Origin of the sequence: Pseudomonas sp. WAC2, from assembly GCF_030403525.1 — a bacterium.
Classification (GTDB): Bacteria; Pseudomonadota; Gammaproteobacteria; order Pseudomonadales; family Pseudomonadaceae; genus Chryseomonas; species Chryseomonas luteola.
Map to the genome: position 1 here is coordinate 59,489 of NZ_JAUEPD010000009.1, position 24,413 is coordinate 83,901.

22 protein-coding genes are annotated in these 24,413 nt (G+C 54.1%); 16 read left to right on the forward strand and 6 right to left on the reverse strand.

The window, feature by feature from the left end; genetic code table 11:
- Positions 1–112 precede the first annotated feature (112 nt).
- The 3 genes from topA to QWJ10_RS18505 all read left to right on the forward strand — a co-directional run bounded on the left by topA (position 113) and on the right by QWJ10_RS18505 (position 3,720).
- Complete coding sequence (gene topA / locus QWJ10_RS18495) at positions 113–2,725, forward strand: type I DNA topoisomerase (protein WP_289928798.1); 2,613 nt, start codon at positions 113–115, stop codon at positions 2,723–2,725.
- Positions 2,726–2,818: 93 nt separating this feature from the next.
- Positions 2,819–3,337, forward strand: a complete 519-nt coding sequence (locus QWJ10_RS18500) for a DUF6586 family protein (protein ID WP_074827491.1) — start codon at positions 2,819–2,821, stop codon at positions 3,335–3,337.
- 146 nt (positions 3,338–3,483) lie between these two features.
- Positions 3,484–3,720, forward strand: a complete 237-nt coding sequence (locus tag QWJ10_RS18505) for a hypothetical protein (protein ID WP_010797699.1) — start codon at positions 3,484–3,486, stop codon at positions 3,718–3,720.
- Here the strand turns inward: QWJ10_RS18505 and sulA are convergent, their stop codons facing one another.
- Both sulA and lexA read right to left on the reverse strand, forming a co-directional pair.
- On the reverse strand, positions 3,721–4,191 hold the full coding sequence (gene sulA / locus QWJ10_RS18510) for an SOS-induced cell division inhibitor SulA (RefSeq protein WP_289928805.1): 471 nt from the start codon (positions 4,189–4,191) through the stop codon (positions 3,721–3,723).
- 30 nt (positions 4,192–4,221) lie between these two features.
- Positions 4,222–4,833 (reverse strand): transcriptional repressor LexA, encoded by a 612-nt coding sequence (lexA, locus tag QWJ10_RS18515; RefSeq protein ID WP_010797701.1) that lies wholly within the window; start codon positions 4,831–4,833, stop codon positions 4,222–4,224.
- 170 nt (positions 4,834–5,003) lie between these two features.
- On the opposite strand from lexA, the gene QWJ10_RS18520 reads away from it, so the two are divergent.
- The 3 genes from QWJ10_RS18520 (at position 5,004) to QWJ10_RS18530 (ending at position 7,562) form a co-directional block, all read left to right on the forward strand.
- Entirely contained in the window at positions 5,004–5,711 is a 708-nt protein-coding gene (locus QWJ10_RS18520; protein WP_125888968.1) for a TetR/AcrR family transcriptional regulator, read from the forward strand.
- 105 nt (positions 5,712–5,816) lie between these two features.
- Positions 5,817–6,815 (forward strand): beta-N-acetylhexosaminidase, encoded by a 999-nt coding sequence (gene nagZ / locus QWJ10_RS18525; protein ID WP_289928808.1) that lies wholly within the window; start codon positions 5,817–5,819, stop codon positions 6,813–6,815.
- 9 nt (positions 6,816–6,824) lie between these two features.
- Positions 6,825–7,562, forward strand: coding sequence for an S-methyl-5'-thioinosine phosphorylase (locus tag QWJ10_RS18530; protein WP_289928810.1), 738 nt, complete (start codon positions 6,825–6,827; stop codon positions 7,560–7,562).
- Positions 7,563–7,608: 46 nt separating this feature from the next.
- Here the strand turns inward: QWJ10_RS18530 and mfd are convergent, their stop codons facing one another.
- Entirely contained in the window at positions 7,609–11,058 is a 3,450-nt protein-coding gene (mfd, locus tag QWJ10_RS18535; RefSeq protein ID WP_289928812.1) for a transcription-repair coupling factor, read from the reverse strand.
- Between the two features lie 154 nt (positions 11,059–11,212).
- On the opposite strand from mfd, the gene QWJ10_RS18540 reads away from it, so the two are divergent.
- A complete protein-coding gene (locus tag QWJ10_RS18540; RefSeq protein WP_026003962.1) occupies positions 11,213–12,658 on the forward strand; it encodes a glyceraldehyde-3-phosphate dehydrogenase in 1,446 nt (481 codons plus the stop codon).
- A gap of 206 nt (positions 12,659–12,864) precedes the next feature.
- Entirely contained in the window at positions 12,865–14,259 is a 1,395-nt protein-coding gene (gene sthA / locus QWJ10_RS18545) for a Si-specific NAD(P)(+) transhydrogenase (RefSeq protein WP_010797707.1), read from the forward strand.
- Here the strand turns inward: sthA and QWJ10_RS18550 are convergent.
- The 3 genes from QWJ10_RS18550 to QWJ10_RS18560 are packed head-to-tail and all read right to left on the reverse strand — an operon-like array spanning position 14,256 to position 15,864.
- The gene (locus QWJ10_RS18550; protein WP_019365911.1) at positions 14,256–14,999 is read right to left on the reverse strand and encodes a glycerophosphodiester phosphodiesterase; all 744 of its coding nucleotides are present in this window, start codon (positions 14,997–14,999) and stop codon (positions 14,256–14,258) included. The genes sthA and QWJ10_RS18550 overlap by 4 nt on opposite strands.
- The gene (locus QWJ10_RS18555; RefSeq protein ID WP_019365912.1) at positions 14,996–15,289 is read right to left on the reverse strand and encodes a hypothetical protein; all 294 of its coding nucleotides are present in this window, start codon (positions 15,287–15,289) and stop codon (positions 14,996–14,998) included. The genes QWJ10_RS18550 and QWJ10_RS18555 overlap by 4 nt, the downstream gene beginning before the upstream one ends.
- On the reverse strand, positions 15,289–15,864 hold the full coding sequence (locus QWJ10_RS18560) for a PilZ domain-containing protein (RefSeq protein ID WP_010797710.1): 576 nt from the start codon (positions 15,862–15,864) through the stop codon (positions 15,289–15,291). The genes QWJ10_RS18555 and QWJ10_RS18560 overlap by 1 nt, the downstream gene beginning before the upstream one ends.
- A 241-nt stretch (positions 15,865–16,105) precedes the next feature.
- Here QWJ10_RS18560 and QWJ10_RS18565 point away from each other — a divergent pair, with 241 nt between their 5' ends.
- Genes QWJ10_RS18565 through lpxK form a run of 8 tightly spaced genes read left to right on the forward strand, consistent with a single transcriptional unit; the run spans position 16,106 to position 24,401 of the window.
- Positions 16,106–17,362: a lipoprotein-releasing ABC transporter permease subunit gene (locus QWJ10_RS18565; RefSeq protein ID WP_289928819.1), complete on the forward strand. Its 1,257-nt coding sequence runs from the start codon at positions 16,106–16,108 to the stop codon at positions 17,360–17,362.
- On the forward strand, positions 17,355–18,038 hold the full coding sequence (lolD, locus tag QWJ10_RS18570) for a lipoprotein-releasing ABC transporter ATP-binding protein LolD (protein ID WP_019365915.1): 684 nt from the start codon (positions 17,355–17,357) through the stop codon (positions 18,036–18,038). The genes QWJ10_RS18565 and lolD (QWJ10_RS18570) overlap by 8 nt, the downstream gene beginning before the upstream one ends.
- A 34-nt stretch (positions 18,039–18,072) precedes the next feature.
- Positions 18,073–19,317: a lipoprotein-releasing ABC transporter permease subunit gene (locus tag QWJ10_RS18575; RefSeq protein WP_289928823.1), complete on the forward strand. Its 1,245-nt coding sequence runs from the start codon at positions 18,073–18,075 to the stop codon at positions 19,315–19,317.
- Positions 19,310–19,993 (forward strand): lipoprotein-releasing ABC transporter ATP-binding protein LolD, encoded by a 684-nt coding sequence (gene lolD, locus QWJ10_RS18580; protein ID WP_289928825.1) that lies wholly within the window; start codon positions 19,310–19,312, stop codon positions 19,991–19,993. Before QWJ10_RS18575 ends, lolD (QWJ10_RS18580) begins: the two co-directional genes overlap by 8 nt.
- Positions 19,994–20,049: 56 nt before the next feature.
- Complete coding sequence (locus QWJ10_RS18585) at positions 20,050–22,281, forward strand: DNA internalization-related competence protein ComEC/Rec2 (RefSeq protein WP_289928828.1); 2,232 nt, start codon at positions 20,050–20,052, stop codon at positions 22,279–22,281.
- Between the two features lie 49 nt (positions 22,282–22,330).
- Entirely contained in the window at positions 22,331–22,969 is a 639-nt protein-coding gene (locus tag QWJ10_RS18590) for a MotA/TolQ/ExbB proton channel family protein (protein WP_019365918.1), read from the forward strand.
- The gene (locus tag QWJ10_RS18595) at positions 22,966–23,406 is read left to right on the forward strand and encodes a biopolymer transporter ExbD (RefSeq protein ID WP_010797717.1); all 441 of its coding nucleotides are present in this window, start codon (positions 22,966–22,968) and stop codon (positions 23,404–23,406) included. The genes QWJ10_RS18590 and QWJ10_RS18595 overlap by 4 nt, the downstream gene beginning before the upstream one ends.
- Complete coding sequence (gene lpxK / locus QWJ10_RS18600; protein WP_197873077.1) at positions 23,403–24,401, forward strand: tetraacyldisaccharide 4'-kinase; 999 nt, start codon at positions 23,403–23,405, stop codon at positions 24,399–24,401. The genes QWJ10_RS18595 and lpxK overlap by 4 nt, the downstream gene beginning before the upstream one ends.
- Positions 24,402–24,413: the final 12 nt, after the last annotated feature.

Consider the following 24,413-nt stretch of genomic DNA (forward strand, 5'->3'; position numbering starts at 1 on the left):
CCGTACAGCCACGCTGTCATGGTTCGTCAGTCACTGCCTCACTGCCAAATGTCTGTCAGACTGTCTCGCCTTTCTCTTTACATCTTTTAATAACGCAGGAATCAACCGATACATGGGCAAATCGCTGGTCATCGTGGAATCCCCGGCCAAGGCCAAGACCATCAACAAGTATTTGGGCAACCAGTACGTGGTGAAGTCGAGTATCGGCCATATCCGTGACCTGCCTACCAGTGGGTCGGCAGGCGCGTCAAAAGAGTCCGCCACGAAAGGACGCAAGTCTGCTGCCGAAGCTCCAGCCCTTTCTCCAAAGGAAAAGGCCAAGCGCCAGCTTATCGCTCGCATGGGGGTCGACCCTGAGCATGGCTGGAAGGCGCACTACGAGATCCTGCCTGGAAAGGAAAAGGTGATCGAAGAGCTCAAGCGTCTGGCTAAGGAAGCTGACACTGTTTATCTCGCAACCGACTTGGACCGCGAAGGGGAAGCCATTGCCTGGCATCTTCGTGAGGCCATCGGAGGAGACGAAAGCCGATTCAAGCGGGTCGTCTTCAACGAAATCACTAAAAAAGCTATTCAGGATGCGTTCTCCAAGCCGGGCGAGCTGGATATCAATCGAGTCAATGCCCAGCAGGCTAGGCGCTTTCTGGACCGTGTAGTGGGCTACATGGTCTCGCCTCTGCTATGGCAGAAGATCGCACGAGGGCTTTCGGCCGGACGTGTTCAGTCCGTTGCGGTCAAGCTGCTTGTGGAGCGTGAGCGGGAAATTCGTGCCTTCGTTCCTGAAGAGTACTGGGAGGTTCACGCCGATTTGGCGAACCCCAAGAATGCCAAGGCGCGTTTTGAGGTCGTCCGGCAAAACGGCGAAGCATTCAAGCCGTTGAACGAGGCGCAGGCAAGTGCTGCCGTCGAGAAGTTAAAGGTTTCCAGCTACAGCATTAGCAAGCGTGAAGACAAGCCTACCAGCAGCCGACCTTCCGCTCCGTTCATTACATCGACTTTACAACAGGCTGCCAGCAATCGGCTGGGCTTTGGTGTAAAGAAAACCATGATGATGGCCCAGCGTCTTTACGAGGCGGGTTATATCACTTACATGCGTACCGATTCGACGAACCTGTCCAACGATGCCATTACCATGGCTCGGGCGTTTATCGAAAATGAATTCGGCGACAAATACTTACCGGCCAAGCCTAATTTCTACAGTAGCAAAGAAGGTGCGCAGGAGGCTCACGAAGCAATTCGTCCGTCTGACGTAAACACGCGTCCTGACCAGCTGTCTGGCATGGAGCGAGACGCCGAACGCTTGTACGATTTGATCTGGCGTCAGTTCATTGCCTGTCAGATGCCTCCTGCGGAATATCTTTCTACGACCGTTACGGCAAAGGCCGGTGAGTTTGAATTGCGCGCCAAAGGGCGAATCCTCAAGTTCGATGGCTTTACCCGAGTTCTGTCGCAACAGAGCAAGCCTGGCGAAGACGACGTACTGCCCGAAATGAACCAGGGCGATGCCATGAAGCTGCTGAAGCTGGATCCCACTCAGCACTTTACCAAGCCGCCGGCACGTTTCTCCGAGGCCAGTTTGGTCAAGGAGCTGGAAAAGCGCGGTATTGGTCGTCCGTCTACCTATGCAGCCATTATTTCCACGATTCAGGATCGCGGCTATGCCACTGTGCATAATCGCCGTTTCTACGCGGAAAAGATGGGTGACATTGTTACTGACCGGCTGGGCGAGAGCTTCTCTGACCTCATGGATTATGGTTTTACCGCCAGCATGGAAGGTGATCTCGATACCGTAGCGCAGGGCGAGCTTGACTGGAAAAACCTGCTGGATGAGTTCTATAGCGATTTCAAGAAAAAGCTAGAAGCCGCCGAGAGCGCTGAAGGGGGGATGCGTGCAAATGTGCCGACTCTCACGGATATCCCTTGTCCGACGTGTAGCCGGCCGATGATGATTCGTACCGCTTCAACGGGTGTATTCCTTGGATGCTCGGGTTATAGCCTGCCGCCCAAAGAGCGTTGCAAAGGAACGATCAACCTTGTTCCGGGTGATGAAATTGCTGAGGACGACGAAGGCGAGTCGGAATCGCGTGTGCTGCGCGGCAAGCACCGCTGCGATATTTGCGGAACCGCGATGGATGCTTACCTGATTGACGAGCATCGCAAGCTCCACATCTGTGGCAATAACCCAGATTGCTCGGGTTATGAAGTTGAAACCGGTAACTATCGCATCAAGGGCTATGAAGGGCCCTCACTGGAGTGTGACAAGTGCGGCAGTGAAATGCAGCTCAAGACGGGTCGTTTCGGCAAATTCTTTGGATGTACCAATCCTGAGTGCAAGAATACGCGCAAGCTGCTGAAGAACGGCGAGCCGGCTCCGCCCAAGATGGATGCCATTGCAATGCCTGAGCTCAAGTGCGAGAAAGTCAACGATACGTATGTATTGCGAGACGGAGCTTCAGGTCTGTTCCTGGCGGCCAGCCAGTTTCCAAAGAATCGCGAGACTCGCGCACCGTTGGTCAGCGAGCTGTTGCCGCACAAGGATGAAATCGATCCGAAATACCATTATCTATTAAGTGCACCGGCCAAAGACCCGGACGGCCGCTCTGCTGTTATTCGCTTTAGTCGCAAGACGAAGGAGCAATACGTACAGACAGAAGAGAATGGTAAGCCGACCGGTTGGAAAGCCTATTTCGATAATGGGAAGTGGAAGGTAGAAGACAAGCGTAGCTGATGCGCTGTATCTGGTTGCCAGGCCTGCAAGCCTGGCAATCGGTGTCTGTGTAGCGGGGCAGCTGGCACCACTTTGCCTTGGGAGGATTCAGGCATGTCTCATGAGATCTATACTCGTACCAACCAGAAGTTGTACTTCGCCGGTTTAAGCCTTGAATCGTGGCGCAGGGCGGAGCACGAGCAGAGCATGAATGCCCAGGGGCAGATTCAGGCCGAGCGAGAGGCGACGTTGTTTCATTTGTATGGTGCTGTTTTGGGGTTGTGTCACGAAGTGGCAGGTTATTACCGCCTGCCTAACGCCCAGGCTGCCTCAATCGATCAGTTTTTAAATCCACAAGCTTTGAAAGATTCGCCAAGTCCTGAGTTGGCTGAATTGTTTGAGTTGGCAAGTCATCAGCAAACATGGCTGGCTCAATTGCTGGATGGGTTCTCCGCATTGCAAAAACCACCGCAGCCTATCAAGCAAGCTAAGGTTGATCCTAGTCTGCCGCTGATTGAGTCGGTTACGCTTGATGAAGAGAAGAGGCTGCTGAGCCATACTGAGCTCGAGGCCTGGAGAAAAAACATCAAGGAGTTGGCGCTGCGCTTTCGTGGTTCATTGACCGAATGGTGAGGCACAGACGCCAAAAATGTGTAGATTTTCTTGATTGAAGAGCTGTCTTGCAACATTTTAGTCTTTATTGCATTACGTTAATCGATAGAGCCTAGGGAAGGGCAGGTGCGACTGCTACAATGCCAGCGCCTGCTGGAGATGCACATATGTCTACGTCTTATCTTGAAATTGTCGAACTGGCTGATGGCCGTATCGTTCTTCGCCGTGCCGATGGTGAAGAGGCACTGGTGACATTGGAGTTTTCTTCCGATGCAAAGGATTTTCTGCATGGCCAGCAAGTTGAAGTGGCTAAAGCCATGTTCAATTTGGGTGTGCAGATGGCGGGGCGTCTAGCCGAAGGAGATATGATAGAACGCGAAGATACTCCCCGCGTTCTTCATTGATCAGCCCAAGCGAATGTTAAGGCTTTGGGCGTTGCCTGTCTGAGCGGCCAAAGCCAGCTTTTTCTTCTCGGAAGTCTTCATGCCGTAGAGCCAGCTCACCACGGTATGGCTTCTTCCTGAGCGTAAGGCTTCACAAGCAAGCTCTAGTGTCTGCATGCTCTGACGCGGTTGCAGTAGCAGGATTCTATTCAGATTTAAATCCCTTGAGCGCAGCCACTTTGTCGTCAGCAGCGTCGGAGGTGCTATCAGTGTCAGCCACCGGGGATCCTGTTCGTCACTCAACTCCCGCAGCATGGGTGCTAGCAAATGCAGGCAATGGTCTTGAGCGCCGTTTAGAGTCACTTCACTAAAGCAATCAGGCAGAGTCGCCGCCTGAATAGGTCCAGCCAAAAAAGGATTGAGCGACGGTTGAACCAGTGCGTCGTGAAACAACGGCAACTGTCCATGATCCGGCGGCAATAAAGATTGCACTGAACACCTCCTTATCGATACGTTGACTCGTTAACGCCTGATCACACCTACGCTCAGGCCTTCGATTACTAGATCCTGCTTATTGAGGTCCACCTCAATAGGCTGGAAATCCGGGTTTTCAGCAATCAGCCAAACCTTGTTGCCCTCACGTTTGAAACGCTTGACCGTAACTTCTTCTCCGACACGAGCAACCACGACTTGCCCGTTGCGCGCCTCACGAGTGACGTGAACCGCCAGAAGGTCACCATCAAGAATACCAATGTTCTTCATGCTCATGCCTTCTACCTTGAGAAGGTAATCTGCACGTGGTTGGAAGAAGTCAGGGTTAATATTGCAATTTTCTTCCACGTGCTGCTGGGCCAGGATTGGCGCGCCTGCAGCGACACGACCGATGACAGGGAGCTCACTGTCAGAAGGTTTCTGTGTTTCCAGTCCAGGAATACGGATTCCGCGAGAGGCACCAGGCGTCATTTCAATAGCGCCTTTACGTGCAAGCGCCTTGAGGTGCTCCTCTGCCGCATTCGGGGATTTGAAGCCAAGCTCCTGAGCGATTTCCGCACGGGTGGGCGGGAATCCATTTTCTTCAAGGCAGCGCTTGATGAAGCTCAGGATTTCAGACTGTCTCGGAGTTAGTTTTAGCATGATAGGTGTCTGGCTTTATATACAGTTCCTGGGATTATATACAGTATTGATTTGAGGGCAACCGACTTTTTATCAGCCAAATGCCATTACGGCACTTAGCTATCCCAGGCATTGACTCAGAAATGTTTTAAACATATGTTTAAAACATTTTATGATCAGGTAGTTAAGCGATGGCTCAATCTGAAACGGTCGAGCGGATATTGGATGCCGCTGAACAACTTTTTGCTGAGCGTGGCTTTGCTGAAACATCGCTCCGCCTGATAACCAGCAAGGCGAATGTAAACCTTGCAGCAGTGAATTATCACTTCGGCTCGAAGAAATCCCTTATCCAGGCGGTATTCTCTCGTTTTCTGGACCCTTATTGCGCGTGTTTGGAAAATGAGCTGGACCGACGGTACGGCAAGTCTGGGACCAAGGCAGACCTTGAGGAGCTTCTTTATCTGCTGGTAGATCAGGCGTTAGCCATCAAACCGCGTCACGGTAATGATCTTTCCATTTTCATGCGGCTTTTAGGGCTGGCATTCAGTGAGAGCCAGGGGCATCTGAAGAAATACCTCGAAGAGGCATACGGACGCGTTTTTCGTCGCTACATGGAGCTGGTTGCTGTGGCCGCGCCTGACATTCCTCCGCTGGAGCTGTTCTGGCGCGCTCACTTCATGATAGGGGTGGCTGCATTCAGCATGTCAGGTATCAAGGCTTTGAAGGCCATGGCTGACAATGATTTTGGTGTACATACGTCAACGGAGCAGGTATTGCGTTTGATGGTGCCTTTCATGGCCAGTGGCATGCTGGCGGAGAGTGCGATGACGGATCAGACTCTGGCATCTGCGCAATTCAAGCCCCGCAAGCCTGTCAGTCAGGATGCTCAGCGCTTCTGAGTGAGGATATGCCAGCGCTTTCAGCAAAGGCATTACTGACACATTGATTGAAACGAGTTGAAAGGGCACCATGCCTCACTTGTTTTCTGTGCCTCAGGAATGCCTATGCAAGGCTCATTAATGGTGGACATTGGCGGCACATGGCTGACCGCTGAAGACCGACATCTCCTGCGCCAGCCCGAAGTGGGTGGGCTCATTCTTTTTGCTCGCAATATCGAGCATCCTCGCCAAGTGCGTGAGCTATGTGAAGCCATACGCGCCGAGCGGCCGGAGTTGCTATTGGCTGTCGACCAGGAGGGCGGCCGCGTCCAGCGACTTCGACAGGGCTTTGTACGTCTGCCTGCCATGCGGCGATTTGCCGATCATCGAGAGGCCGACCGCCTTGCCGAGGCATGCGGATGGATAATGGCAACCGAAGTGCTGGCCGTCGGGCTCGACTTCAGCTTTGCTCCGGTTCTGGATCTTGATCATGGCCGTAGCGCGGTAATCGGTCAGCGGGCCTTCGAGGGGGCGCCGGACAGGGCGACCGATCTGGCGGGCGCCTTCGTTCGCGGCATGCATGCTGCTGGCATGGCTGCAACCGGCAAGCATTTCCCGGGGCATGGATGGGCAGAAGCCGACTCGCATGTGGCCATTCCCCGTGATGAGCGCAGCCTGGAAGACATCAAGGCCGTCGACCTTGTACCTTTCAAGCGCTTGAGTGGGCAGTTGGAGGCGATCATGCCTGCTCATGTGATCTATCCCTGCGTAGATGAGCAGCCAGCCGGGTTTTCGTGGCGGTGGCTGCAGGACGTGCTTCGCGGCGAGTTGGGTTTCAAGGGTGTTATTTTTAGCGACGATCTATCCATGGCCGGTGCGCATGTTGCCGGTGACGCGGCAGGACGCATAGAGGCTGCCTTGAGTGCTGGCTGTGACATGGGGCTCGTTTGTAATGACCGTGCCGCGGCTGAGCTGGCGCTAACCGCGCTGCAGCGCTTGAAAGCCAAGCCTTCGCAGCGGTTGAAACGCATGAGTGCAAAAGCATTTCCGCCCATTGAATACCGTCAGCATCCTCGCTGGCTTGCGGCTTTATCTACTCTGCGCCAAGCAGGTTTGATTGATTAAGGAGTTTATATGACCGTTTACGCCATTATTGGCGGGACTGGCCTGACGCAGCTGGAAGGTCTGACGCTGGATGAGTCCCTCAGAATAAACACGCCCTATGGCGCGCCTTCGGCGGACATTCTCAAGGGCCATTATGCAGGGCGCGAAGTATTGTTCCTGGCGCGCCATGGTCATCCGCATCGCATCCCGCCTCATCAGGTCAATTATCGGGCCAATATATGGGCGCTCAAGCATGCCGGTGCAGAAGCAATCCTGGCCGTTAATGCGGTAGGCGGTATCCATTCAGCAATGGGTAGCGGGCATCTATGTGTGCCTCACCAGATCGTCGACTATACATGGGGTCGTGAACACACCTTTTTTGAGGGGGCTCTAGAAGCGGTAACCCATATCGATTTCAGCTACCCCTATGATGAGGTGCTTCGCCAGCAATTGATCAGTGCGCTTCGTCAACACGGCTATGCCCACAGTGATCAGGGCGTCTATGCCTGTACACAAGGGCCGCGCCTGGAAACGGCAGGAGAGATCGTTCGCCTGGAGCGTGATGGATGTGACATCGTGGGGATGACAGCCATGCCAGAAGCCGCACTGGCTCGGGAGCAGGATTTGGCTTATGCCTGTCTGGCGTTGGTCGTTAATCCAGCTGCAGGTAAGGTAACTGGCGTTATCACCATGGCTGAAATAGAGCAGGCGCTGCATGAGGGTATAGGCAGGGTTAAAGCTGTACTGGCAACAGTACTGGCAGGTTAAGCCCGACTGGCCGGGCACCTCCTGAGTGCCCGGCCGGTTACCTGGACTAGACGTTTTCCGGGGTCAAGCGCTCGAAAAGTGCCTCAGTGATATTGAAACGCTCTTCAGGACGCTCCATCGGTACCTGGAATTTAAAGATGGTTGCACCCTCAAGGCGATACTTGTTGGGCTGGCTTTGTATCATTTTGACCAGTACCAACGGATCAACCTTCGTATCATGAGTGAACTCGATGCGACCGCCTTGCGGGCCGGCATCAACCTTCACAACACCTAGGGCTTCTGCCTTGATCTTCATAAGTGTCAGGCGGACCAGGTTTTTGACGGCATTGGGCAAAAGGCCAAAGCGGTCAATCATCTCGACCTGTAGCTCCTTGAGTGCATCTTCATCGGCTGCAGAGGCAATACGCTTGTACAGAATCAGACGAGTATGGACGTCTGGTAGATAGTCCTCAGGAATGAGCGCAGGTACCCGCAGGTTGATGTCTGGACCACCGCCAAGGGGCTGTTCCAGGTTCGGTTGTTCACCTTTGCGAATAGCCTTGACCGCCCGTTCCAGCATTTCCATGTACAGCGTAAAGCCTACAGCCTGGATCTGGCCGCTTTGACCTTCGCCCAGGAGTTCGCCGGCGCCCCGTATTTCAAGGTCATGGGTGGCCAGAATGAAGCCTGCGCCCAGGTCCTGCGCACCAGCAATCGCCTCAAGACGTTTTTCAGCATCAGGTGTCATGCTTTTTCGTGGCGGTGTTAGCAGGTAGGCATACGCCTGGTGGTGACTTCGTCCCACGCGTCCACGCAACTGATGCAGTTGCGCCAGGCCAAACTTGTCTGCACGCTCGATAATGATGGTATTGGCGCTGGGCACGTCGATACCGGTCTCGATAATAGTTGACGCTACCAGCACGTTGAAGCGCTTGTGGTAGAAGTCGCTCATGACCTGTTCCAGTTCCCGTTCGCGCATCTGTCCATGACCAATGCCAATACGGGCCTCCGGCACCAGCTCCGCAAGGTCCCGGGCGCACTTTTCAATGGTCTTTACTTCGTTGTGAAGGTAGTAGACCTGTCCGCCGCGTAGCAGCTCGCGAAGAAGGGCTTCCTTGATAACCGCGTTCTGCTGCTCCATGACGAACGTCCGGACCGACAAACGTCGAGCCGGCGGAGTGGCGATGATGGACAGATCGCGCATACCTGCAACAGCCATGTTGAGCGTGCGCGGAATCGGTGTGGCCGTAAGGGTCAGAATATCGACTTCGCTACGTAGCGCTTTGAATTGCTCCTTCTGGCGCACGCCGAATCGGTGCTCCTCATCAATGATGACGAGTCCCAGATTCTTGAGCTTCACGTCGTCCTGCAGCAGTTTGTGTGTGCCGATAATAATGTCGATATTACCGTCAGCTAATTCCTGTACGGCCTTTTCAACATCCTTGGCAGACTTGAAACGAGACATCACCTCGACGCGCACAGGCCAGTCGGCAAAGCGGTCGCGAAAGCTGTTGTAATGCTGCTGCGCCAATAGGGTTGTAGGGACCAGAACGGCCACCTGCTTGCCGCTGTGTACCGCTACAAACGCCGCCCGCATGGCGACTTCGGTCTTGCCAAAGCCTACATCGCCGCAGACCAGACGATCCATGGGCTTGCCTGACAGCATATCCTTGAGTACAGCATCGATAGTAACTTGCTGGTCAGGTGTTTCTTCAAACGGAAAGCCTGCTGCGAAGGTTTCGTAATCCGCCTTGGGATCAGTAAACGCAAATCCTTCCCGAGCGGCTCGACGGGCATATACATCCAGCAGTTCGGCGGCAACATCGCGCACCTGTTCAGCTGCCTTGCGTTTGGCTTTCTGCCAGGTTTCAGAACCTAGTTTGTGCAGTGGAGCAAGCGCGTCGTCAGCGCCTGAATAACGGGCAATCAGGTGCAGGTTGGCAACCGGAACATAGAGCTTCGCTTCGTCTGCATATTCCAATAGTAGAAATTCTTGCGCTTGGCCCTCCAACTCAAGCGTTACCAAACCCATATAACGGCCAACGCCGTGGTCAATATGCACGACCGGCGCGCCCTCGCGTAGCTCGGTCAGGTTCTTGACGACGTTGTCACCATGCTCGTTGCGCTTTTCCCGGCGGCGACGCTGCATGATGCGCTGACCAAACAACGGACTTTCGGCAATGAGGGCTACATCGGGTTTTTCGAGTAGCAAGCCTTCGTCGAGCGGCGCGACTGTAATCGACAGGCGCTCGTCAGTTTCCTGAAAATCTTCCCATCCCTCGACCGATGTAGGACGCAGGTTGATACGTGCCAGCAACTCAAGCAGCACCTCCCGACGGCCGGCGGATTCTGCTGTAAATAGGATGCGCCCATCAAACTCAGCCAGGAAGTTCTGCAAGGCCGCCAATGGCTGATTAGCCTTGGCCTCAATGGCAAGATTGGGCAGAGGCCGCGCTGAAAAACGCTCACGACCCACACCCGGCTCGATATCATCGCCACTGATAACAATGCGTGGCCATTGCTTGAGACGAGCGAAGCACTCTTCTACCGGGAGGAAAACTTCAGCCGGTGGTAATAGAGGACGCTCCGGGTCAACGCGACGGTCCTCGTAACGGGTCCGTACGTCCGTCCAGAACTGTTCAGATGCCTGCTCGATGCCTGGTAACGAAAAAACCTGTGCGCTCTGAGGCAGGTAGTCAAACAGCGTTGACGTCTCATCAAAGAACAGCGGCAGGTAATACTCGATGCCTGCGGGCGTCAGGCCACTGGCCAGATCCTGATAAAGAGGGCTGCGGCGATAATCCACATCAAAACGCTCTCGAAAGCGTGCCCTGAACCCTGTGACGGCTTCTTTATGCAGCGGAAATTCTCGAGCAGGAAGCAGTCGGATCGAATCTACCTTGTCGATTGATCGCTGCGTCTCTGGATCAAATGTGCGTAATGTCTCAATTTCGTCATCGAATAAGTCGATTCGGTACGGGAGACTACTGCCCATCGGAAAGAGATCAATCAGTGCTCCACGGACTGTAAATTCGCCATGCTCGTAGACGGTATCGACATAGCGGTATCCGGCTGCCTCCAGGCGAGCCCGCGTAGCCTCTACATCTAGACGTTGTCCCACATCCAGCACAAGACTGCTGCCTAACAGGAAGCGTGTAGGTGCCATACGATGTAGGGCTGTTGCGATAGGCACTACCAAAATGCCGTGATCAAGCTCTGGTAGACGATAGAGCGCCGCTACACGTTGGGAAATAATGTCTTGATGCGGCGAGAAAATATCGTAAGGCAACGTTTCCCAATCAGGGAAATGCAGTACGGGAAGCCTCGGGGCAAAGAAGCGCAGTTCTTGCTCCAGGCGTTCGGCGCTCTGGCTGTCCGGCGTTAAAAGTAGGGTGAAACGTTGGCTGGCAGCGCTTGCAGCCTCGGCAATAGCCAGACTTAGCGCGGCTCCGGGGAGATTTCCCCAATGCTGTCGTCCGGCGGTATCAGGAATTGATGGAATGCGCAAAACGGGCACGCTGGTTAGGCTCCGTTGAAAAAAATCTGAGTTGGGATTGTAACGACGGTCTCGTCTCGCTGTCAGTGCATCGACGCGCGAAGATTGCCGGTTCAGGCAGGTGCGGTCATAATGTAGTTCCTTTTGTTAGCCCCTACATATGGAAGGTATCACCGTGAGTCAGAACTCCGACCAGTGTCTTGGTGAATGGATCGATCGTGAGGCGATTGCGGAGGCAATGATTCCGCTGATCGGTCAGCTCTACCGTAATAATAATGTTGTGACCTCTATATATGGGCGTGGTTTGGTTAATCGTTCAGTGATCGCCATTCTCAAGGCGCATCGCTTTGCACGTCAGGTCGATGATGTCGCATTGTCTGTACACGATACCTATCCGCTGCTTAAGGCTATTAGTGAACTTGAACTAGGTGCCGCCTCCATTGATTTGGCGCGTCTGAGCTTGAAATTCAAGCAGGCGGGGGCAGGGCGTGATCTAAAAGAGTTCCTGCGCGAAGAACTGGCTGCCGTTGTAGGTAAGCAGGGCACCGAAAAGCGCCAGGGAACCGATGTGGTTCTGTATGGCTTTGGCCGTATCGGACGTTTGCTTGCACGTATCCTTATCGAGCACTCTGGAAGCGGCGATGGCCTGCGCCTGCGTGCCATCGTAGTACGCAAGGGCGCTGAAAACGATCTGGTCAAGCGTGCCAGCCTATTGCGTCGCGACTCGGTACATGGTTCCTTCGAAGGCACCATTACTGTCGACGAGACCAACAACACAATTTGTGCAAATGGCACCCTGATTCAGGTGATTTATTCCAACGATCCGACCACGGTCGACTACACCCAGTACGGTATTAATAATGCGATCATTGTTGATAACACCGGTAAATGGCGTGATGCAGAAGGCCTGTCGCAACACCTGAAGTGCCCGGGTGCTGCACGTGTTGTGCTGACGGCGCCTGGCAAGGGTTCGCTCAAGAATATCGTTCACGGTATCAACCACAACACCATCAGCCCGGAAGACACTATTGTTACGGCTGCTTCTTGTACCACCAATGCCATTGTACCGGTGCTGAAGGCTGTCAATGACAAGTACGGCATTATCAACGGTCATGTCGAAACGGTTCACTCTTTTACCAATGACCAGAACCTGATCGATAACTTCCACAAAGGTGATCGTCGCGGTCGTAGCGCGCCGTTGAACATGGTGATTACCGAGACGGGTGCTGCCAAGGCGGTTGCCAAGGCGCTGCCAGAGCTGGCCGGCAAGCTGACAGGTAATGCCATTCGCGTTCCAACGCCCAACGTGTCGATGGCCATCCTGAACCTGAACCTTGAAAAAGGCACCAGCAAGGAAGAGATCAACGATTATCTGCGTTATATGGCGCTGCACTCTGATCTTCACAAGCAGATCGATTTCGTCAACTCGCCTGAAGTGGTATCCAGCGACTTCGTTGGCTCTCGTCATGCTGGCATAGTAGACGCAGGTGCTACCATTTGCAGTGATAACCGTGTCGTTCTCTATGTGTGGTACGACAACGAGTTCGGCTATAGCTGCCAGGTCGTTCGTGTGCTTGAGGAAATGGCTGGTGTAAACCCACCGGCTTATCCAGCGGTTTAAACATTGTTCATATGAAGACGGGAGCTTAGGCTCCCGTTTTTATTTATCGCTTTAAATTGAAAAGATTTTCTAGTGTGACGAAAGGTCGCAACGAGAGGATAGGTGTAACCTATATAGAGATCATCGCTTAAATCGGGTTGCCGTAGAGCCGGTGATGATGTGCTCGACGCTCATGAGCGATCGGTTCGTTTTTTCGAGGAGTAATCATGGCTGTCTATAACTATGACGTAGTGGTGCTGGGATCGGGCCCGGCAGGCGAGGGGGCTGCAATCAATGCAGCCAAGCACGGACGCAAGGTGGCGGTCGTGGACAGTCGCCAGGTCATCGGTGGAAATTGCATTCACCTTGGCACCATTCCGTCAAAGGCTCTGCGTAACTCAGTCAAGCAGATCATCCATTTCAACAATAATCCGATGTTCCGCACGATTGGCGAGCCTCGCTGGTTTTCCTTTCCTGACGTGCTCAAGAGTGCTGAGCGCGTCATTGGAAAGCAGGTTAATTCACACACATCCTATTTTGCTCGTAACCGGGTCGATGTGTACTTCGGAACCGCAAGCTTTATCGACGAGCACACGATCAACGTCATAAATCCCAATGGCGGTACCGAACAACTGGTTGGCAAGCAGGTGGTTATTGCAACGGGCTCGCGTCCTTATCGCCCGGCTGATGTTGATTTCTCCCACCCGCGTGTCTATGACAGCGATACCATCCTGACCTTGAGCCATACACCACGGCGCCTGATCATTTATGGAGCAGGTGTCATTGGGTGTGAATACGCCTCCATCTTCAGTGGCCTGGGTGTGCTCGTCGATCTGATCGATACGCGCGATCAGCTGCTGAGCTTCCTGGATGATGAAATCTCCGATGCGCTTAGCTACCACTTACGCACCAATAATGTGCTCATTCGTCACAATGAAGAGTATGAGCGTATTGAAGGGCTGGAGCATGGGGTCGTTCTTCACCTTAAGTCAGGCAAGAAGCTGCGAGCTGACGCGCTTCTGTGGTGTAACGGGCGCACCGGCAATACCGACCAGCTGGCGTTGGAGAATGTTGGTATCGAGGTGAACAGCCGCGGCCAAATTAACGTGGATGAGAATTACCGCACCAGTTGCCCCAATATCCTGGCGGCTGGAGATGTCATTGGTTGGCCTAGCCTCGCCAGTGCAGCGTTTGACCAAGGTCGTTCAGCTGCCGGTAATATTCTGGATGATGATTCAGCGCGCTATGTCGATGATATTCCTACTGGAATTTATACCATTCCCGAAATCAGTTCTTTGGGTAAAAACGAGCGCGATTTGACGCAGGCCAGAGTACCCTACGAAGTTGGCAAAGCGTTCTTCAAAAGCATGGCGCGAGCACAGATTTCAGGCGAGCCGGTAGGCATGCTCAAAATCTTGTTCCATCGCGAGACTCTGGAAGTCCTTGGGGTTCACTGCTTTGGCGATCAGGCGTCCGAGATTCTTCACATCGGACAAGCCATCATGAACCAGAAAGGTCCTGGCAATAACATCAAGTATTTCATCAATACGACGTTTAATTATCCCACCATGGCTGAGGCGTACCGCGTAGCTGCCTTTGATGGGTTGAACCGGCTTTTCTAAGCCGGCTTAGCCTGTGGTTTGTGATCATCCAGCACGGTTCTAGCCAGTGCTGGATAATCCGTAATTAAACTGTCTGCACCGAAGTCGATTAGGCGTCGCATCAAGGAAGGCTCATTTACCGTCCATACCGATACATGCAGGCCTTGGCGCTGGGCCTTCAAGAGTCGCTCAGGGGTGCACAGCGTCCAATTGAGCGCAAGTAAATGGCAGCCGTAGTTAGCAGCCACTTTCAGCGGATCCAGCCAGGCGTATTCTGCCACTAGCCCACGTTGAAGCCAGGGAGTGTCACGGTTAAGCGCCCTTAATACTTCCCGTGAGCTGGACGTTACCGTAATGCGATCGCTGAGATTGAAGCGTTTCGCTAGCTCATCAATGGCTTTGATGGTGCGTGCAGCCCGGACGCGTGAAGCGCTTTTGACTTCAAGCTGCCAATGCTCGAAATCCACTTGCTCGAAAAGATCCTCAAGGCGTGGAATAGGGCAGGGTCGAGGCCATGAGGGACCTGCCAAGCGTGCGTCATAGGTAACCAGCGTATCGGCAGGCAACTCGGCAACCTTACCTCGACGTCCCGTAGTACGCTTGAGGGTAGGGTCGTGAATGACCATTAATTCTCCATCACTGGACAGGTGGAGGTCCAGCTCGCAGCGGGTTACGCCCACCTGCAGGCACTGCTCAAAACTGGCTAGCGTGTTTTCCGGGGCCTCGCCTTTGGCTCCTCGATGGCCGTAGATGACTGTCATGGCGTTTCCCTGCGATTAAGTGGCTGATGGTCACGAACCGCATCGATGACACGGTCATTCTCAAAATAGACGCTGAAGTCGCGATAGTCCCAGCGAGTAATGGGCGGCTTACCTACGGCTGGATGTTCTTCGTCCGGCAAACCAAAGCGATTCAGCACCTCGGTGCGAAGTTGCCCAGGTTGGGGCAGGGCCGTGTGGGTGTCACCTTGACCACTAATAGGGATCGAGAGCGTATCGGCGAAAACAGCTGTTGGGCCGAGCACCAGTAAAAAACTCAGCCAGTAGTTCACTATTGCTCACCCTTGGGCTGTGCTCTGAGCGTACGGCGCTCATGGGCCTGCTTCTTGAAGATATGCCGAGCAAGCAGCTGGCGTTGTGCATCGCTGATGTCTACGAAGCTGGTGCCTATCTCATAACTGTCTGGCGTAGCCGGCTGGCAGTGAATCACTTCAGCTTTCAATTCAAGGCCCAGTGCCTGAGGCATCAGTATCATGCGCAGGCTTAGCTGGCTACCCAGTGAAAACGCCTCTGAATGCTGAAAGCTGATGCCACCCTCGGACAGCACGACAGGTCTGGGTTCTCCGACTTCATGAATCAAATTCCAGGTCAGTGCCTGACCCAGTAAATCGATTCGCTTGTTGAGCAGCTTTATACAGGCGGCAATTGGGCGGTCACGCTCATTGACGCTGCGCAAAAGGTGCTGTGATTCGAACTCCAGAAGATGCATTTCACTTAGCAGATCGAACAAAGGTGACACATTAGGCGTGGCGGATTGTTCTGTACCGGCAAGTGGGGTGATTTCCAGTGCGATCGAGTCTGTGATGCGATAGTATTCGCGGCGTTCATCCGCGTCTGGTGCGGTCATGGTAAACCCACGGCGATGATCGAAGCGTTGAGTGTAATGCCTGCTGATGGGGGCTTGCCAGTCTGTAAGCTGGCGCTTCGTCAGGGCTGTGAAGCAACAGGGATTCGCTCCGCCTGAAGTGGCGAACGCTACATATATGAGTGTAGTCGAGCTTGGGACTATAACGGCCAGTTCTGTATTGTTTGCCGTTTCCCTTGTCCATAAGGACTCGCTTGCGTCCCATTCCTGCTTAAGCCTGGATATGTTTAGACCACTACCTATCTACATCGGCATGCGTTATGTGCGTGCCAAGCGAAGAAATCACTTCGTTTCATTTATTTCCCTGACCTCCATGGTTGGGCTGGCGCTGGGTGTGCTGGTCATGATCGTAGTGCTTTCGGTCATGAATGGATTCGACCGTGAAATGCGCGACCGCGTCCTGGGGATGATTCCCCATGCCACTATAGAGTCCTACCAGCCGATTAATGATTGGCGGACTATTGCCGATCAGGCCAGAAAAAATCCTCAAGTGGCCGCGGTTGCGCCGTTTACCCAGCTGCAAGGCATGCTGACCCAGGACAAGGCCGTTCAGACCGTACTTCTCAACGCCATTGATCCGGATGAGGAGCCGAAGGTTTCGATCATCAGTGACTTCATGCGTGAAGGTAAGCTGACGGATCTCAAACCGGGCGGTTTCGGCGTTATTATCGGAACGCTGGCTGCGCAGAAACTGGGCGTTAAAGTGGGTGATAAGGTTACCTATATCGCCCCGGAAGTAGCCGTGACGCCTGCCGGTATGTTTCCCCGGATGAAGCGGCTTACCGTCGTAGGTATTTTTAGCGTCGGGGCCGGAGAGCTGGATGGTTCGGTGGGTCTGATCCATGTTGAGGATGCGGCGCGCCTGCAGCGGTGGCAGCCCAGTCAGGTCCAGGGCATCCGCCTGAAACTGCACGATCTGTTCAAGGCACCCCAGGTCTCATGGGATATTGTCCGGTCGCTGGCAAGTGACAATGAAGACTTCTATGCACGTGATTGGACTCGCACCCATGGCAACCTGTATCAAGCCATCGGTATGGAGAAGACCATGATTGGCCTTCTCCTTCTTCTGATCGTGGCGGTAGCTGCCTTCAATATCATCTCGACATTGGTCATGGTGGTAACTGACAAGACGTCCGACATTGCCATTTTACGGACGTTGGGTGCCACGCCTCGCCAGATCATGTTTGTTTTCATGGTTCAGGGTACTTTCATCGGCGTAATCGGAACCCTGCTTGGCTGCGCCTTGGGAGTTGTCGCTGCGCTTAATGTCAGCGGCTTCATTGCTTGGCTGGAACGTACGACAGGACATCAGTTCCTGAACGCTCAGGTGTATTTCATCAATTATTTGCCGTCCCAGTTGCAGCTCAATGATGTCTTGTGGGTGTGTGGTGCCTCGCTGCTGCTGAGTTTCCTTGCCACCCTGTACCCTTCCTGGAGTGCTGCTCGCACCCAGCCTGCCGAGGCGTTGCGTTATGAGTGATAAAGCCGTACTGCGTTGCCAGAACCTGGGCAAGCGCTACGAAGAGGGACCGCAAACGGTCGACGTCCTGACCGGCGTAGAGTTGGAGCTGCTTCCAGGCGAGCGTGTTTCGATCGTAGGCAGTTCCGGTTCAGGAAAAACGACGTTGCTGAACCTGTTGGGCGGACTGGACACCCCAAGTCAGGGCAGTGTATGGCTGGATGGGGAGGAGCTTTCGGCGCTCAATGAGAAGGCACGCGGCCTGTTGCGTAACCGTGCCATGGGCTTCGTTTATCAATTTCATCACTTGCTCCCTGAGTTCAGCGCACTGGAAAACGTCTGCATGCCATTGCTTATCGGTCGAACGTCAATAGCTGAAGCCCGCAGGAAAGCTTCTGCATTGCTGGAGCGGGTGGGGCTGGGACATCGACTAAGCCATAAGCCGGCTGAGTTATCCGGAGGCGAGCGCCAGCGGGTAGCCATCGCACGTGCATTGGTCAATGAGCCCAAGCTGGTTTTGCTGGATGAGCCTACAGGCAATCTGGATCAGCACACGGCCCATGGAATTCAGCAAATGATGCTTGAGCTTTCAACGTCCTTGCGTACGTCCTTTCTTGTAGTAACCCACGACCAGTCGCTGGCCGCTCAGATGGATCGTACGCTGCGCCTGGAAGATGGCCGCCTGGTTCCGGCCTGACGGCCATTCTTCTCCTGAAACAGTGTAAGGCGAAATGTTCAGACCTTTATCTCTTTTCATTGGATTGCGATATACACGGGCAAAGCGCCGTAAATCGTTTATCTCATTCTTCTCGCTGGTCTCCATGATCGGGCTGACGCTGGGCGTATTGGCCATGATTCTGGTGCTATCAGTCATGAACGGCTTTCAGCGGGAGATGCGTACCCGAATCCTGGGAATGGTGCCTCACGCAACCATTAATGCAGAGCAGCCATTCTCGGACTGGAAAAGCGTAGCGGACAAGGCGGTGCAGCAGCCTCATGTATTGGCTGCGGTTCCCTACACCCAGCTGCAGGGCATGCTATCCCAGCGCGGACGCATGCAGCCGCTGTTGGTGGATGGCGTTGATCCTGAGCTGGAGCCCAAGGTCTCGATCATCGGTGATCGCATGGTTCAAGGGCAGCTGGATAACCTGAGGGCAGGTGAGTTTGGCATCGTTATTGGCGAGATCACAGCTCATCGCTTCCAGCTGGGTATGGGTGACAAGGTCACCGTTATCGTCCCTGAGGTAACCTCTGCGGCAGGCAACATCACGCCACGGATGCGTCGCTTTACTGTGGTAGGTATCTTCAAGGTCGGTGCAGAGCTTGATGGTTCCCTAGGGATTATCAATGTAGCGGACGCCGCTCCATTGAAAGGATGGGAGCCAGGGCTCGTTCAGAGCGTTCGTCTGGCATTCGATGATCTGTTCAAGGCGCCACAGTATTCCCGTCAAGTAGCTAATGCCATGGGGCCGGGTTATCAGGCGCAGGACTGGACCAGTACTCAGGGAAGTCTGTTCCAGGCAATGAACATGGAAAAGACCATGATTGGTCTGCTGCTTCTACTGATCGTAGCGGTAGCGGCCTTTAACATCATCGCCACGCTGATCATGGTTGTTGCCGACAAGAAGGCAGATATTGCGATCTTGCGTACATTGGGTGCTACGCCTCGCCAGATCATGTTTGTTTTCATGGTGCAAGGGACGGTGATTGGAGTTATCGGCACGCTTGTTGGCGGTGTCCTGGGTGTTATTGCTGCGCTTAATGTAAGCCAGTGGATTTCAGCCCTTGAACGTATTGTCGGGCATAAGGTATTTGGCTCTGACATGTACTTCATCAGTAACCTGCCGTCTGAGCTCCAGCTAGAAGATGTAGCGCTAATCTGTTGCGCCGCGTTGTGCATGAGTTTTTTGGCTACGCTTTACCCTGCCTGGCGTGCGTCGCGCACAGAGCCTGCCGAGGCATTGCGATATGATTAACGAGGCCGTGCTGCGTTGCGTTGATCTGGGCAAACGCTATGTCGAAGGCCCTGAGACCGTCGAGGTTCTTTCAGGGGTCAATCTGGACCTTCAGCCAGGTGAGCGCATTTCCATTGTAGGCAGCTCTGGTTCAGGCAAAACCACATTACTGAACCTATTAGGTGGCCTGGATACACCGTCTCAGGGCGGTGTTTGGTTGACAGGCGAAGAGCTTTCCCGACTGGGTGAGAAAGCGCGCGGTTTATTGCGCAATCGTGCCATGGGCTTCGTTTATCAGTTTCATCACTTGCTCCCGGAATTCAGTGCATTGGAAAACGTCTGCATGCCGCTGCTTATTGGCGCTACGCCGATCTCGGAGGCGCGGGAGCGTGCCGCTCAACTGCTTAAGCGGGTGGGGCTGGGGCATCGGTTGAGTCACAAGCCTACTGAATTATCGGGTGGTGAAAGGCAGCGGGTCGCGATAGCCAGGGCCCTTGTCAATCAGCCCAAGGTTGTTTTGCTGGACGAGCCTACAGGCAATCTGGATCAGCATACTGCACACAGTATCCAGGAGTTGATGCTTGAGTTGAGTGACTCGCTGAACACAGCCTTCCTCATAGTGACGCATGATTTGGCGCTCGCAGCGCAGATGGATCGGTGTTTGAAATTGGCTGACGGACAATTGGCTGACGTATAAGGTTGAACCCGGCAGAATGCCGGGTTGTTGTTCTTGGGCTTCGATGGAGCGGAGTCATGCGCACAGGGATCGTTGCGTTCATTGCAGGCCTATTGGTGCTGCGCTTTCTACCCGAATTGCCTGATCGAGAGGTTCTTGTTGCCTGCTTGATAGTGGCATTCGGTCTGATGTTCCTGCCCCGTGTCTACGTGGCAGGTGCCTTCTTGATAGGCTTTGGCTGGGCCTGCCTGTCAGCTCATTGGGCGCTGGATGAGCGACTGGATGATGGTCTGGACGGGCGAATAGTCTGGCTTGAGGGAACAGTTGTAGGGCTTCCTGAGTTGCGCGAAGGTTCGACGCGTTTTCTTTTGGAAAATGCGCAGAGCCGTCGAGGGGCTTTACCAAGCCGTATCCGGGTCTCCTGGTCAAATGCGCCAGCCGTACGATCAGGTGAGCAATGGCGTCTCGCTGTAGAATTGCAAAAGCCGGGCGGGCTCCACAATCTCCGGGGAATGGATGGCGAAGCCTGGATGCTGGCTCATCGAATCGGTGCAAGCGGTGTCGTTAAGGCAGGGCAACGACTTTCCCGTCAGGCCACCTTGGATGCCTGGCGAGACGCATTAAGACAGCGGTTATTGCATCTTGACGCCTTTCAGCGAAACGGTGGGCTGGCTGCTTTGGTTCTGGGCGACGGCTCAGGCGTTTCGACTCAGGATTGGCAGCTTTTACAGGCCACAGGCACCACGCATCTGATGGTTATTTCCGGTCAGCACATTACGCTGCTTTCGGGATTTGTATTTGCGCTGATCGCCGGATTGGCGCGTCTAGGCTACTGGCCTGTCCGGATACCGTGGTTTCCTGTTGCTTGCCTGTCTGCGCTTGTATCGGCGGTAGGATACGGATTTCTGGCAGGCTTTGACGTTCCTGTAAGACGAGCCTGCGTCATGATCGCGCTGATTACACTATGGCGATTACGGTTTCGTCACCTGGGGGCATGGGTACCGGTAGGTATTGCCTTGGCGGCTGTGCTGGTGGCTGAGCCGCTGGCAAGCCTTACGGCAGGCTTTTGGTTGTCCTTTATCGCTGTGGGTCTCTTGATATGGATCTTTGGCGGCCGTTTGGGTCAATGGAGTCCTTGGCGCAGTTGGGGGCGGGCCCAATGGATGATGGCAGTCGGGCTAGCGCCGGTTTTACTGGCTCTGGATCTGTCTGTAAGTCTGTCGGGGCCAATCGCTAACCTTGTTGCCGTGCCTTGGGTAGACTTTTTAGTGGTGCCAGCCGCCTTGCTGGGTACCGTGTTTCTTCTGATCATTCCTCCCCTAGGCGAGTTGCTACTGTGGTGTTCAGGCGCGACCCTTGATGGTTTATTCGCATTTCTCGGGTACGTGTCGGCACTGGTTCCTGTGTGGCAGGGAGCATGGGTGCCTGCGTGGGCTGTCGTTTTAGGCATGCTGGGTGTGTTGCTATGGCTGGCTCCCGATGGGGTGCCGGTCAGGCCTTTGGCAGTATTTCTGCTGATTCCGTTGTTCTGGCCGCCAGTGACCCGACCAGCGTCAGGACTGGCAAAGGTAACCGTGCTCGACGTCGGACAGGGGTTGTCTGTATTCATACAGACCAAAGGCCACGCCATGCTATACGACGCTGGGCCGCTTAGCGGAAGCTATGATGCTGGCGAAAGGGTGGTAGTCCCCAACCTGAAAGCTACAGGCGTCAGTCATCTAGACATGATGTTGATCAGTCATGGGGATGCAGATCATGCAGGAGGCGCCGCTGCTGTTTTCAGCGCCTTGAAGGTGGACAAGGTGGTGAGCGGGGAAGTGAAGCGGCTTCCTCCTGGCTTGCATCCGACACCCTGCGAAGATAATCAGCGCTGGGTGTGGGAGGGAGTCTTATTTACTGTCTGGCAGCCTAGCCCCTTGATGAAGGGAAACGCTGCATCGTGCGTGCTGATGGTAGAAGCAGCAGGCGAGCGCCTTTTGCTAACCGGTGATATAGACGAAAAGGCCGAGCGTCGCCTCGTTGAATCTGGGCGGGATATACGGGCTCAATGGTTATTGGCACCTCATCATGGCAGTCGAACGGCTTCGAGCGAGCGTTTCGTCAGTCTGGTAAAACCTGAATATGCCTTGATCTCGAGGGGAATTCACAACAACTTTGGCCATCCACATGCACAAGTGATCAGTCGTTATGAGCGTCATGGCGTCCGGATTTACGATACAGCCTTGAACGGTGCAATATCATTTACCCTCGGTAAGCATGATTTGCCGCAAGGCGCTCGTCAGAAGCGTTATTTCTGGCAAGAAAAATAATTGGCGCTTCATGATAGAGTTGCGCACTTTTAAGGAAAGGGTTCAGGGCGTGTTCGAACTGGTCAAAGCAGGCGGCTGGATGATGCTGCCAATTATTCTGAGTTCTATTGTAGGCATGGCTATCGTAGCCGAGCGGTTATGGACACTGCGCCGTGCACGTGTCGTTCCGCCGCAACTGTTGGCTCAGGTATGGAAGTGGCTGCAAGATAATTCGCTCACAAGCGAGAAGCTTAAGGAGTTGCGCGCCAATTCGCCTTTGGGTGAGGTAATGGCTGCAGGGCTTGCCAATTCCCGTCATGGCCGTGAAGTCATGAAAGAGGCCATCGAAGAGGCTGGTAGCCGCATCGTGCATGATCTGGAGCGCTATCTGAATACCCTGGGTACGATTGCTGCCATGGCACCCTTGATGGGACTGCTAGGCACGGTGTTTGGCATGATCGAGATCTTCAGCTCTTTCATGGAAAGCGGTCTGGCCAACGCTCCGGTTCTGGCTGGCGGTATTTCCAAGGCCTTGCTGACCACGGCGGCTGGTCTGATCGTGGCTATTCCTGCCGTATTCTTCCATCGCTTCCTGCTGCGTCGTGTCGATGAACTGATTGTCTCTATGGAACAAGAGTCCATCAAGCTGGTTGAAGTCGTTCAGGGTGATCGTGAAGTAGACTTCGTCACGGAAGGTACCAAAGCGTGAAGTTTCGGCGTAGATCAGGCGGGGCAGCTAGAGACGAGGCCTACGTCAACCTGACATCACTGATCGATGTTGTATTCGTGTTGCTGCTGTTCTTTGTCGTAACCACCACCTTCAACAAGCCGAGCCAGTTGAAACTGGAGCTGCCTGAGGCGCAAAGTGCAGAACCTGCCGAAGCAGCTGCCAAGGACTTGGAAATCAGCATTTCAGCAGACGGCGTCTTTTCACTGAACGATCAAACGTTGGCTAAAGGTGATCTGACTTCGCTCATGACTGCATTGCAGCGTGAGTCGGGTGGGGATAACAGCGTGCCACTGATCATCTCTGCTGATGGCCGCACGCCTCACCAATCAGTGGTGACGGCAATGGATGCCGCTGGAAAGCTGGGCTTTTCACGAATCCGCATCACAACGGTTGAGGCTCAGGCAGACAAACAGTGAGTATTTCCTCACGGCTTCTCAGGGCTTGGTATCGTGATCATCCGGCCCTGAATGTACTGAAACCCTTGGAGGCCCTGTATTGTCACGTTGCTCGACGAAAGCGTAGGCGCTTTCTGGAGAGCGACAAGGGTGTTTTCGTTTCACCTGTTCCTGTGCTGGTCGTGGGAAACCTCACAATAGGTGGAACGGGCAAAACTCCGATGATCCTTTGGCTCATCGAGCACTGCCGCGGTCGTGGATTGCGAGTCGGTGTGGTGAGCCGGGGCTATGGTGCAAAACCTCCACATTTTCCCTGGCGGGTAATGCCGGACCAGCTGCCTGCGGTAACGGGTGATGAGCCTTTGCTTATTGTTCAACGGACCCGGGTTCCGCTTGTCATCGCTCCAAATCGTCCTGCTGCGGTTCAGGAGTTGCTGCGAACCGAGTCGCTGGATCTCATCCTCAGTGATGACGGTCTACAACACTATGCGCTTGCACGTGACCTTGAGCTTGTCATGGTTGACGCGGCAAGGGGCTTTGGCAACAAGCGCTGTCTTCCGGCGGGGCCACTTAGAGAGCCTATTGAGCGACTGCTGAGCGTTGACGCCATTCTTTATAATGGTGGCACCAGCGATACGGAAGATGGCTACTCGGTTCAATTGAAACCAACGGCCTTGATCAATCTAGTATCAGGTGAGCGCCGGCCTCTCAATTATTTTTCTCCTGGCCAGGAGGTTCACGCACTGGCTGGGATTGGTAATCCTGATCGTTTCTTCAAGACGCTCGAAGCATTGCAGTGGCGACCCATTGCCCACCCATTCGCCGACCATGCAATTTATACCCCTGAGCGACTACGCTTTCAGCCGGCTTTACCATTGATCATGACTGAGAAAGATGCCGTCAAATGCAGAGCCTTTGCCGCTCCTGATTGGTGGTATCTTGCGGTTGATGCTCAGCCTTCAGCAGCTTTTGTTTCGTGGCTGGACAGACGGCTAGACCTGTTACAGGCTCAATAACTTATTTACCCA